Raw genomic sequence first — 12,268 nt, 5'->3', positions numbered from 1 at the left:
TCCGAATGAGATAGTAGGGATGCCGATATTTTCATTAAATGTGAATCGGTAGTAACATTACCTTTTAGCCCCATACGAATCATACGATAATAAAATTCAGTCGCTGATAAACCAGAGCTACCTAGTCCAGCAAAGAGTATATGTCGACTTGATTGGAGTTTGTCGATAAAGGTTTGGATAATGTCGTTATCAATAAATTCACCAGTTTGTTGAATGATTTGTTGATGATATTTATGAATTCTTTGAATAATTGGGCTATTTTCAATAACTGTCTCTGTCATTTCTTGTTGAATATTAAATTTTAAATCTTGGAAATTCTCATAATCTAGCTTATGACTAAAGCGTGTCATCGTTGCTGGTGATGTACCAATCGCATGGGCTAAGGAGTTAATCGTTGAAAAGGCATCGCTATAACCATTTTGTCTTATATAATTGACGATGCGTTTATCAGTTTTTGTAAATAAATGTTGATAACGTTGAACACGATTCTCAAATTTCATTGTGTCACCCCTTCATCTTAATGATTACTATTATATATGAAAAATATTTTCAAGATAGTAAAAAGCATTGATAAAAATTATCTTAATGATATATTGTAAATGACTTTACGTGAAAAAACGACTTATGGAGTGAGGAATAATGTTACCACATGGATTAATAGTATCTTGTCAGGCACTAGCAGATGAACCATTGCATTCATCTTTTATTATGTCGAAAATGGCATTAGCTGCGTATGAAGGTGGTGCTGTTGGTATTCGCGCAAATACTAAGGAAGACATTTTAGCAATTAAAGAAACGGTAGATTTACCAGTTATTGGCATTGTGAAACGTGACTATGATCACTCAGATGTTTTCATTACTGCAACGTCAAAAGAAGTTGATGAACTGATAGAAAGCCAATGTGAAGTCATTGCATTGGATGCAACGTTACAGCAACGTCCGAAAGAAACGTTAGACGAATTAGTATCATATATTAGAACACATGCACCGAACGTTGAAATCATGGCTGATATCGCGACCGTTGAAGAAGCTAAAAATGCCGCACGACTTGGCTTTGATTATATTGGCACGACGTTACATGGCTATACTAGTTATACGCAAGGACAATTACTTTATCAAAATGACTTCCAATTTCTAAAAGATGTACTACAAAGTGTTGATGCAAAAGTTATTGCGGAAGGTAATGTCATTACACCGGATATGTATAAACGCGTGATGGACTTAGGCGTTCATTGTTCAGTCGTTGGTGGTGCGATAACACGACCAAAAGAAATTACGAAACGTTTTGTTCAAGTTATGGAAGATTAAATGATAACGATAAAAAAACGAGATGACCATCATTAATTAAAGGTACCTAATTATCTTAGGTGGCTGAATGAATGTAATGGGTTCATCTCGTTTTGTTTGTTTACGATAGTGATTTTATTTTCAATTTGAATTATCCAAAAATAAGTAAAGCGACGGGGATGGTGATTAATAGCGACAATGCCACGCGTAAAAACCAAATGATGATGAGTTTCCAGACAGGTATTTTAATTTCAGTTGCTAGTATACATGGCACTAATGCTGAGAAAAAGATAATGGCTGATACGCTTACTACACCGACGACAAATTTAGTACTCATTGCAGCTTTAGTTACTAACAAAGATGGTAGAAACATTTCTACAATAGAAATCGCTGACGCTTTTGCAAGTACAGCCTGATCAGCAATTGGGAAAATATAAATAAATGGATAGAATATATAGCCAAGCCAATCAATGAATGGTGTATAGTTCGCTACAATCAGTCCTAAAAAACCAATCGATAATATAGAAGGCAAAATACCAACAGTCATTTCTAAACCGTCTTTAAAATTGTCCCAAACGTTCTTCACGAGAGATGGTGTTAATGCATTTTGTTTCATCGCCTCTGCATATGCAGTTTTCAGTCTGCTTCCTTCAATAGCAACTTCTTGTTCTCCTTCTTGTCCGTTATAATATTCTGTTGATTCATTGGTGATTGGCGGTAGCCATGCAGTAATTGCAGTCACGACAAATGTGATGACTAAAGTTATCCAAAAGTATAAATTCCAATGCGGCATTAGCCCTAAAGTTTTAGCAACGATAATCATAAAAGTTGCTGAAACTGTTGAAAAGCCAGTCGCAATAATCGTGGCTTCTCGTTTGTTGTACATCCCTTGCTTATAGACACGATTAGTAATCAATAATCCTAAGGAATAACTGCCGACAAACGAAGCTACTGCATCGACAGCGGATTTTCCTGGTGTTTTAAAAATAGGTCTCATAATAGGCTCCATATAAACACCGACAAATTCTAATAAGCCATAGCCTACTAATAAAGAAAGCGCAATTGCACCTACTGGAATTAAGATACTTAATGGCATCATTAATTTTTCAAACAAGAACGGACCATAGTTAGCTTTAAATAGTATTGATGGACCGATTTTAAATACATACATTATACCAATCATTGCACCTGCAACTTTAAATAATGTAATGACCAAGTTTGTGATTGAAGTCATAAAAGTACGTCTCACTATTGGTAACGCTGTACCAATTAAAATCATAATCAGTGCAACATAGGGCATAAGTGGACCTATGATTGAGCGAATGGCTAGATGAACATGATCGACGAAAATAGTGTTGTTACCATTAATCGTAAAAGGAATAAAGAAACATAGTATGCCCACTAAACTATAGACAAAAAAACGCCATGCACTTGGTTGTTGTGCATTAGAATGATATTGATTCATTAAAGCAACCCCTTTGTTTAAATGAATACACAAAACTGTATGATGCATCTTCCCCTTAATGAGATGAATCATTATTTTAATTTAGAAAAATCTGAAAACTTACTATAATTGTATAGTTTGAATTATTTTCATACCAATACAAATTAACTAATTATATATAGATTGAAACTATATTACTTAATAAAATATTTATCTTAAATGTTGTTGTGTTGATTCAACGCCACAACTAAAAGTGTTTATAAATTATTTGGAAATGCACATATTTGTAAATGATTAGTATCGATTTAATATCGTATTATTAAATTTTTATTAATTTTGTAGTCTTAATCAAAAAATAATATATGTCATGTTATATTGAAGGTGCAGTTGTTTTTCATTCTCAAGAGGGGGTCAAAAAAATACTTTTGAGGTGATTATATGTTAAGAGGACAAGAAGAAAGAAAGTATAGTATTAGAAAGTATTCAATAGGCGTGGTGTCAGTGTTAGCGGCTACAATGTTTGTTGTGTCATCACATGAAGCACAAGCCTCGGAAAAAACACCAACGTCCAATGCAGCGGCACAAAAAGAAACACTAAATCAACCGGGAGAACAAGGGAACGCGATAACGTCACATCAAATGCAGTCAGGAAAGCAATTAGACGATATGCATAAAGAGAATGGTAAAAGTGGAACAGTGACAGAAGGTAAAGACACGCTTCAATCATCGAAGCATCAATCAACACAAAATAGTAAAACAATCAGAACGCAAAATGATAATCAAGTAAAGCAAGATTCTGAACGACAAGGTTCTAAACAGTCACACCAAAATAATGCGACTAATAATACTGAACGTCAAAATGATCAGGTTCAAAATACCCATCATGCTGAACGTAATGGATCACAATCGACAACGTCACAATCGAATGATGTTGATAAATCACAACCATCCATTCCGGCACAAAAGGTATTACCCAATCATGATAAAGCAGCACCAACTTCAACTACACCCCCGTCTAATGATAAAACTGCACCTAAATCAACAAAAGCACAAGATGCAACCACGGACAAACATCCAAATCAACAAGATACACATCAACCCGCGCATCAAATCATAGATGCAAAGCAAGATGATACTGTTCGCCAAAGTGAACAGAAACCACAAGTTGGCGATTTAAGTAAACATATCGATGGTCAAAATTCCCCAGAGAAACCGACAGATAAAAATACTGATAATAAACAACTAATCAAAGATGCGCTTCAAGCGCCTAAAACACGTTCGACTACAAATGCAGCAGCAGATGCTAAAAAGGTTCGACCACTTAAAGCGAATCAAGTACAACCACTTAACAAATATCCAGTTGTTTTTGTACATGGATTTTTAGGATTAGTAGGCGATAATGCACCTGCTTTATATCCAAATTATTGGGGTGGAAATAAATTTAAAGTTATCGAGGAATTGAGAAAGCAAGGCTATAATGTACATCAAGCAAGTGTAAGTGCATTTGGTAGTAACTATGATCGCGCTGTAGAACTTTATTATTACATTAAAGGTGGTCGCGTAGATTATGGCGCAGCACATGCAGCTAAATACGGACATGAGCGCTATGGTAAGACTTATAAAGGAATCATGCCTAATTGGGAACCTGGTAAAAAGGTACATCTTGTAGGGCATAGTATGGGTGGTCAAACAATTCGTTTAATGGAAGAGTTTTTAAGAAATGGTAACAAAGAAGAAATTGCCTATCATAAAGCGCATGGTGGAGAAATATCACCATTATTCACTGGTGGTCATAACAATATGGTTGCATCAATCACAACATTAGCAACACCACATAATGGTTCACAAGCAGCTGATAAGTTTGGAAATACAGAAGCTGTTAGAAAAATCATGTTCGCTTTAAATCGATTTATGGGTAACAAGTATTCGAATATCGATTTAGGATTAACGCAATGGGGCTTTAAACAATTACCAAATGAGAGTTACATTGACTATATAAAACGCGTTAGTAAAAGCAAAATTTGGACATCAGACGATAATGCTGCCTATGATTTAACGTTAGATGGCTCTGCAAAATTGAACAACATGACAAGTATGAATCCTAATATTACGTATACGACTTATACAGGTGTGTCTTCACATACTGGTCCATTAGGTTATGAAAATCCTGATTTAGGTACATTTTTCTTAATGGATACAACGAGTAGAATTATTGGTCATGATGCAAGAGAAGAATGGCGTAAAAATGATGGTGTCGTACCAGTGATTTCGTCGTTACATCCATCCAATCAACCATTTATTAATGTTACGAATGATGAACCTGCCACACGCAGAGGTATCTGGCAAGTTAAACCAATCATACAAGGATGGGATCATGTCGATTTTATCGGTGTGGACTTCCTGGATTTCAAACGTAAAGGTGCAGAACTTGCCAACTTCTATACAGGTATTATAAATGACTTGTTGCGTGTGGAAGCGACTGAAAGTAAAGGAACACAATTGAAAGCAAGTTAAATTCATCTTCTGAATTTAATAGGCTATGTAAATCGTGCTGTTATCATGGCACATCAGATATAAGTAGCATCACAGTGTTGAATTTCAAAATAGTAAAGTGAAATAAAGCGCCTGTCTCATTAGCGAAAACTAAAGGGACAGGCGTATCTGTTTATGAGCTTAATAAATTGTATGAATAATATGGTTGATCGAATAACTGTTTATCATGATGATAAATTGAGTTTTTTAAAATAATGATATATTACACCATTGTTATAGCGTTTAAGAAATCAACAACTTTACGATAAATAGTGATTGCTTCGTCATTAGGTCTACGATCAAAATCATGCTCGTTTTTATTCACGCGTTCAAATGTTGAATGTGGAACATGATTCATGATATGTTCGCTTTCCTCAACGGGAACATCATAATCGCCATTACAATGCGCAATGAAAACAGGTGGAAGTGTTTTAAGTTCATCTGGTGCAATATTATATTTTGAATCAGTATAATCAGCAATGTTAATCATATTTATCCATTTACCTGTGCCACGTGCATAAACGTAGATTAAAAAACGTTGTGCGATTTGATCTTGAACAACCGGTGTTGGTGAAGTGAGTTGTGCAATCATTGTTTCGTTTATGCTTTGAGCTATTTTTGCGTAATAACTATTAGTTGTTTTAAAAGGTTCAGTGTTGATGCGACTATAACCATAAAAATCAATAACACCATCAATATCTCTGTCTCGTGCAATTAATAGACTTAAATATGCACCTGATGATCTGCCAAAGGTAAAAATAGGGCAATTAGAATATTGTGATTGAATCGCATCGAATGATGCGTAGACATCCTCAATAATGCAATCGAGACTTACTTCTGGTAATAAACGATAACTTAGTTGAATTAAATCGTAATGTTCCGTAAGGATATCGATATACTGTGGGGATAAATCGTTAGCTTTACCGAACATTAATCCACCACCGTGGATGTAGACAATAACGCCTTTTGTTGGTTGATTTTTTGCTTTAATAATTGTGTAAGGTAATGCAAATGCATCTTTAGTAATTACTTTATATTTAATTTCAGTCACGATTTAATAGGCTCCTTATTTTTGATATTGATGTCATTATAACACTGTCTTAAATTTCCATGAAAAATAGTCTTAAGACGATGAGTCATGATAATTCTGTTCCAATTGACGTAAAGCGTCACGGGTATGCTTCTTTAGACCTTCCCCATAATCCATCATTTTAACAATATCTTTAAAAGCAGCATGTGGAATGGCTAAATCTTCTAAATCTGCCATAGAAAATTCAAGATTGATATCATGTGGTCGCTGTTCAGCAAGTTTATGCACAAAGTCAGGTTCTGTGACAAAAGGCGAAGACATGCCGACCATATCTGCATGTTGTAAAGCATCTAAAGCAGACTCTGGAGAATTAATCCCGCCACTTGCAATTAAAGGGATACGACCTGCTAAATGTTCATAGACAATTTGGTTAACTGGTCGACCGAAATGATCACCTGGTGTACGAGACGTATTTTGATAAATATGTCGACCCCAGCTAGCGATTGCTAAGTATTGGATGTTTGAAACGTCCATGACCCAATCGATTAATTGGTTGAACTCGTCAATGGTATATCCTAAATCACTGCCTCTGGTTTCTTCTGGCGTTGCTCGAAATCCTAAAATAAAATTGTCAGGTGCTTCTTTATCAATCACTTCTTGTACCGCACGCATAACTTCTAAACATAATCTTGCACGATTTTTTAATGAGTCGGCACCGTAATGGTCTGTACGTCTATTTGAAAAAGTTGAGAAAAATGTTTGAATCAGCAAACGTTGTGCAATCGAAATTTCCACACCATCAAAACCTGCTTTAATCGCGCGTAATGTAGCATCGCGATACTGCTGAATGATGCTATTGATTTTCTCATGAGACATGGCGATAACAACGTGTTCAATCGGTGAATGCAAAGTCATAGGACTTGGTCCATACACCTTTCCAAAATTTAAAATGGCTTGATTTGAAAAACGACCAGCATGCGCTAGCTGGATAATAGCGAGGCTACCATGTTGTTTCATCGTAGATGCCATGTTAGTTAATCCAGGGATACAAGCATCATGATCAATATTAAAGCCATATTCAAACAATTGACCATAAGGTTCAATGTAAGCAGCGCCGGTGACTTGCATTCCAGCTGAATTAGAGCGACGTGCAGCATAAGCCAAGTCTTCTTTTGTAATATAGCCTTCTTTTGTTGATGTGTTTACGGTCATTGGTGATAATACAAAGCGATTCGAAATTTTGATGCCATTAGGTAAGTGGATTGATTGTAAAAGTGGTTTGTATCGGTACATACTATGATTCCTTTTCTATTCAATATTGTTTTCAAAGTACCATGGAAAGAATGAATAATCAATGATGAACAGTCTTGATAGAATAGAATTGGTACATGGAAAACATTTTTAAAATTGAACTAATGAATGGCATTTGTAGGTCTGAAAATATGAATATGAAAAAGAAAAATAAAGGCGAAAAGATATAAAAGTTAATTGAAAAACGTTATCATATACGTGGGTATATGAAGAGGGAATGGTATTAAGAACGCTAAAATGTTATGTCGGTTTGACATGACAGGATAAGTTTGGAGATGACGGATTGGTTAAATTAAGCGTATTAGACTATGCCTTAATAGATGAAGGTAAGGATGCACAAAAGGCATTGCAAGATTCAGTGACACTTGCAAAATTAGCAGATCGACTTGGCTTTAAGCGAATTTGGTTTACGGAACATCATAATGTACCAGCGTTTGCGTGTAGTAGTCCAGAACTTTTGATGATGCATACATTGGCGCAGACAAATCACATACGAGTTGGCTCTGGTGGTGTGATGCTGCCGCACTATCGACCTTATAAAATTGCTGAGCATTTTAGAATGATGGCAGCGTTATATCCAAATCGTATTGATTTAGGTATTGGTAATAATCCAGGTACTACTATGGTAAAGCAAGCTTTAGATGGAATAAATCCTACATATGATAGTTACGATGAATCGATTTCGTTATTACGTGATTATCTTACAATAAAGGATAAACCAAGTGCGCATACGTTAGGTGTCCAACCACACATTGATCATTTTCCAGAAATGTGGTTATTAAGTAGTAGCGCAACATCTGCCAAAATAGCTGCCGAACTAGGTATAGGGCTTTCTGTTGGAACATTTTTGCTACCAGATATAAATGCGATACATGCAGCGAAGGATAACATTGATATTTACAAAAAACATTTCCAAGCATCAACGATTAAAATGGACGCAAAGGTGATGGCATCTGTATTTGTCATTGTAGCAGATAACGAAGCGGAAGTAGCAGCATTGCAACATGCCTTAGATGTTTGGTTATTAGGTAAATTACAATTTGCAGAATTTGAACATTTTCCTTCAGTAGACACAGCACAAAAGTATAAGCTTAATGATCGAGACAAAGAGATGATTCAAGTACATCAAGCACGCATCATTGCAGGCACACAAGAACAGGTTAAAGCACAATTAGATGATTTCATTGCTACGTTTGAAGTTGATGAGGTGTTAGTAGCACCGCTTATTCCAGGTATTGAACAGCGTTGTAAAACATTAAAATTACTCGCGGAAATTTATTTGTAGCATTTTAAATAGAAGAGAAAGGATGAAGATAAGATGAAAAAGTTAGCCAATTATTTATGGGTAGAAAAAGTAGGAGATTTGTATGTGTTTAGTATGACACCTGAATTGCAAGATGATATTGGGACAGTAGGTTATGTTGAATTCGTAAGTCCAGATGAAGTTAAAGTGGATGATGAAATTGTGAGTATCGAAGCATCGAAAACGGTCATTGATGTGCAAACGCCATTGTCAGGAACGATTATTGAGCGAAATACAAAAGCGGAAGAAGAACCGACAATTTTAAACTCTGAAAAACCAGAAGAAAATTGGTTGTTCAAATTGGATGATGTCGATAAAGAAGCATTCCTAGCATTACCGGAGGCTTAAATGGAAACGTTAAAATCAAATAAAGCGAGACTTGAATATTTAATCAATGATATGCGTCGAGAGAGAAATGACAATGACGTATTGGTAATGCCATCTTCATTTGAAGATTTGTGGGAATTATATCGAGGCTTGGCAAATGTCAGACCGGCATTACCTGTAAGTGATGAATATTTAGCTGTACAAGATGCTATGTTAAGTGATTTGAATCATCAACATGTTACGGATTTGAAGGATTTGAAGCCGATAAAAGGTGACAATATCTTTGTTTGGCAAGGTGATATCACGACGTTAAAAATCGATGCTATTGTTAATGCTGCAAATAGTCGTTTTCTAGGATGTATGCAAGCTAATCATGACTGCATTGATAATATTATTCATACAAAAGCGGGTGTTCAAGTTCGACTTGATTGTGCAGAGATCATTCGACAACAAGGGCGCAATGAAGGTGTAGGTAAAGCCAAAATAACACGTGGATATAATTTGCCAGCAAAGTATATAATTCATACGGTTGGTCCGCAAATACGTCGATTGCCTGTTTCAAAGATGAATCAGGACTTGTTAGCTAAATGTTATCTTAGCTGTCTTAAATTGGCTGATCAACATAGTTTAAATCATGTCGCTTTTTGCTGTATATCTACAGGTGTATTTGCTTTTCCTCAAGATGAAGCAGCAGAAATTGCTGTTCGAACAGTAGAAAGCTATCTCAAAGAAACAAATTCAACATTGAAAGTCGTGTTCAATGTATTTACAGATAAGGATTTACAACTGTATAAGGAGGCATTTAACCGTGATGCAGAGTAGTAAGTGGAATGCAATGTCTCTGTTAATGGATGACAAGACAAAGCAGGCTGAAGTATTGCGTACTGCGATTGATGAAGCAGATGCGATAGTGATTGGAATTGGTGCAGGCATGTCTGCATCTGACGGATTTACATATGTAGGAGAGCGTTTTACGGAAAATTTCCCAGATTTTATTGAAAAATATCGCTTCTTTGATATGTTGCAAGCGAGTTTACATCCTTATGGCAGTTGGCAAGAGTATTGGGCATTTGAGAGTCGTTTTATTACATTAAATTATTTAGATCAACCTGTAGGTCAGTCTTATCTCGCATTAAAATCCTTAGTGGAAGGTAAACAGTACCATATCATAACTACGAATGCAGACAATGCTTTCGATGCTGCTGAATATGATATGACTCATGTATTTCATATACAAGGGGAGTATATACTGCAACAGTGTAGTCAGCATTGTCATGCTCAAACGTATCGCAATGATGATTTAATTCGTAAAATGGTTGTTGCGCAACAAGATATGCTTATACCTTGGGAGATGATTCCAAGATGTCCAAAATGTGATGCTCCAATGGAAGTGAATAAACGTAAAGCGGAAGTTGGCATGGTTGAAGATGCTGAATTTCATGCGCAACTACAACGTTATAATGCTTTTCTAGAGCAACATCAAGATGATAAAGTGTTGTATTTGGAAATTGGAATTGGTTATACTACACCACAATTTGTGAAGCATCCTTTTCAGCGTATGACACGTAAAAATGAAAATGCAATTTATATGACGATGAATAAAAAGGCATATCGCATTCCGAATTCAATTCAAGAACGTACCATACATTTAACTGAGGATATCTCAACATTGATTACAACAGCACTCCGGAACGACAGTACAACGCAAAATAACAACATTGGAGAGACAGAAGATGTACTTAATAGAACCGATTAGAAATGGAGAATATATTACTGATGGTGCGATTGCACTGGCTATGCAAGTTTATGTTAACCAGCATATCTTTTTAGATGAAGATATTTTATTCCCTTATTATTGTGATCCAAAAGTGGAAATTGGACGTTTTCAAAATACTGCTATAGAAGTGAATCAAGATTATATAGATAAACACAGTATTCAAGTAGTTCGCCGAGATACTGGTGGTGGCGCTGTGTATGTTGATAAAGGTGCCGTTAATATGTGTTGTATTTTAGAACAAGACACTTCAATTTATGGTGATTTTCAACGATTTTATCAACCAGCTATAAAGGCATTGCATACATTAGGTGCAACAGATGTGATACAAAGCGGTAGAAATGATTTAACATTGAACGGCAAAAAAGTGTCAGGCGCCGCAATGACATTAATGAACAATCGTATTTATGGCGGTTATTCGCTATTACTTGATGTTAATTATGAAGCAATGGATAAAGTGTTAAAGCCTAATCGCAAAAAGATTGCATCGAAAGGGATTAAATCTGTGCGCGCACGTGTTGGTCATCTTAGAGAAGCACTGGATGAAAAGTATCGTGATATAACCATTGAAGAATTTAAAAATTTAATGGTGACGCAGATTTTGGGAATCGATGACATTAAAGAGGCGAAACGATATGAATTAACGGATGCAGATTGGGAAGCGATTGATGAATTAGCTGATAAAAAGTATAAAAATTGGGATTGGAATTATGGGAAGTCACCTAAATATGAATATAATCGAAGTGAAAGATTATCATCAGGTACTGTAGATATTACCATTTCTGTTGAACAAAATCGTATCGCAGATTGTCGTATTTATGGGGATTTCTTTGGACAAGGTGATATAAAAGATGTGGAAGAAGCATTACAAGGAACAAAAATGACAAGAGAAGATTTAATGCATCAGTTAAAGCAATTAGACATCGTTTATTATTTTGGTAATGTTACGGTAGAATCATTGGTTGAGATGATTTTAAGTTAATATTGTTTAGGCGTTAATGTCACACCCTCAATGAATATGTGTATTTGCTTTTAAAATGGTGACTATGTAGTTATGTAATTTGATTATACGATTGAAAATGAATTTAGTTAATTAGCAAAGACATCATATTTATAGCGTTTGTGTTTATTAGTGATTGGGTATTTGAAAATGGTTAATGATAGTTTTTAAAGGAATAAATTCATTTTCATTTATATAAGTAAGATTAAATACTAGCTACTAAAGTCTATTTATATACGTCAAAATATAATGACTGCTAT

The 12,268-nt window shown here is 35.4% G+C and carries 11 protein-coding genes and 1 pseudogene; 8 read left to right on the top strand and 4 right to left on the bottom strand.

The features are described from left to right. Positions 1-500, bottom strand: a pseudogene (rpiRa, locus tag IDG60_RS15555) (pentose phosphate pathway transcriptional regulator RpiRA); the annotation flags it as partial. Between the two features lie 139 nt (positions 501-639). Here rpiRa and IDG60_RS15550 point away from each other — a divergent pair. Further along, the gene (locus IDG60_RS15550) at positions 640-1,308 is read left to right on the top strand and encodes an N-acetylmannosamine-6-phosphate 2-epimerase (RefSeq protein ID WP_000936718.1); all 669 of its coding nucleotides are present in this window, start codon (positions 640-642) and stop codon (positions 1,306-1,308) included. A gap of 130 nt (positions 1,309-1,438) precedes the next feature. On the opposite strand, the gene IDG60_RS15545 is transcribed toward IDG60_RS15550, so the two are convergent. Beyond that, positions 1,439-2,752: a YjiH family protein gene (locus IDG60_RS15545; protein WP_001077725.1), complete on the bottom strand. Its 1,314-nt coding sequence runs from the start codon at positions 2,750-2,752 to the stop codon at positions 1,439-1,441. Between the two features lie 417 nt (positions 2,753-3,169). On the opposite strand from IDG60_RS15545, the gene lip2 reads away from it, so the two are divergent. Further along, positions 3,170-5,245, top strand: a complete 2,076-nt coding sequence (gene lip2, locus IDG60_RS15540; RefSeq protein ID WP_000943819.1) for a YSIRK domain-containing triacylglycerol lipase Lip2/Geh — start codon at positions 3,170-3,172, stop codon at positions 5,243-5,245. A gap of 241 nt (positions 5,246-5,486) precedes the next feature. Here the strand turns inward: lip2 and IDG60_RS15535 are convergent, their stop codons facing one another. Further along, positions 5,487-6,314 carry an alpha/beta hydrolase gene (locus IDG60_RS15535; RefSeq protein WP_000136054.1) on the bottom strand — a complete coding sequence of 276 codons (828 nt, stop codon included), beginning with the start codon at positions 6,312-6,314 and terminating at the stop codon, positions 5,487-5,489. A gap of 72 nt (positions 6,315-6,386) precedes the next feature. Continuing rightward, a complete protein-coding gene (locus tag IDG60_RS15530; RefSeq protein WP_206160892.1) occupies positions 6,387-7,586 on the bottom strand; it encodes an NADH-dependent flavin oxidoreductase in 1,200 nt (399 codons plus the stop codon). A gap of 95 nt (positions 7,587-7,681) precedes the next feature. Here IDG60_RS15530 and IDG60_RS15525 point away from each other — a divergent pair, with 95 nt between their 5' ends. From IDG60_RS15525 to lplA, 6 genes are all read left to right on the top strand, one after another. Further along, on the top strand, positions 7,682-7,774 hold the full coding sequence (locus IDG60_RS15525; protein ID WP_001802007.1) for a hypothetical protein: 93 nt from the start codon (positions 7,682-7,684) through the stop codon (positions 7,772-7,774). 113 nt (positions 7,775-7,887) lie between these two features. Then, positions 7,888-8,889 (top strand): LLM class flavin-dependent oxidoreductase, encoded by a 1,002-nt coding sequence (locus IDG60_RS15520; protein WP_000240063.1) that lies wholly within the window; start codon positions 7,888-7,890, stop codon positions 8,887-8,889. Between the two features lie 33 nt (positions 8,890-8,922). Continuing rightward, positions 8,923-9,255 carry a glycine cleavage system H family protein gene (locus tag IDG60_RS15515; RefSeq protein WP_000731878.1) on the top strand — a complete coding sequence of 111 codons (333 nt, stop codon included), beginning with the start codon at positions 8,923-8,925 and terminating at the stop codon, positions 9,253-9,255. Further along, positions 9,256-10,056 carry a protein-ADP-ribose hydrolase gene (locus IDG60_RS15510; protein WP_000449066.1) on the top strand — a complete coding sequence of 267 codons (801 nt, stop codon included), beginning with the start codon at positions 9,256-9,258 and terminating at the stop codon, positions 10,054-10,056. Beyond that, complete coding sequence (locus IDG60_RS15505; RefSeq protein ID WP_206160894.1) at positions 10,046-10,990, top strand: SIR2 family NAD-dependent protein deacylase; 945 nt, start codon at positions 10,046-10,048, stop codon at positions 10,988-10,990. The genes IDG60_RS15510 and IDG60_RS15505 overlap by 11 nt, the downstream gene beginning before the upstream one ends. Further along, on the top strand, positions 10,968-11,990 hold the full coding sequence (gene lplA / locus IDG60_RS15500; RefSeq protein WP_000280799.1) for a lipoate--protein ligase: 1,023 nt from the start codon (positions 10,968-10,970) through the stop codon (positions 11,988-11,990). The genes IDG60_RS15505 and lplA overlap by 23 nt, the downstream gene beginning before the upstream one ends. The last annotated feature ends 278 nt before the right edge of the window (positions 11,991-12,268 follow it).

The organism is Staphylococcus sp. EG-SA-2 (genome assembly GCF_017152085.1).
This window is presented reverse-complemented; position numbering and strand designations above follow the sequence as displayed.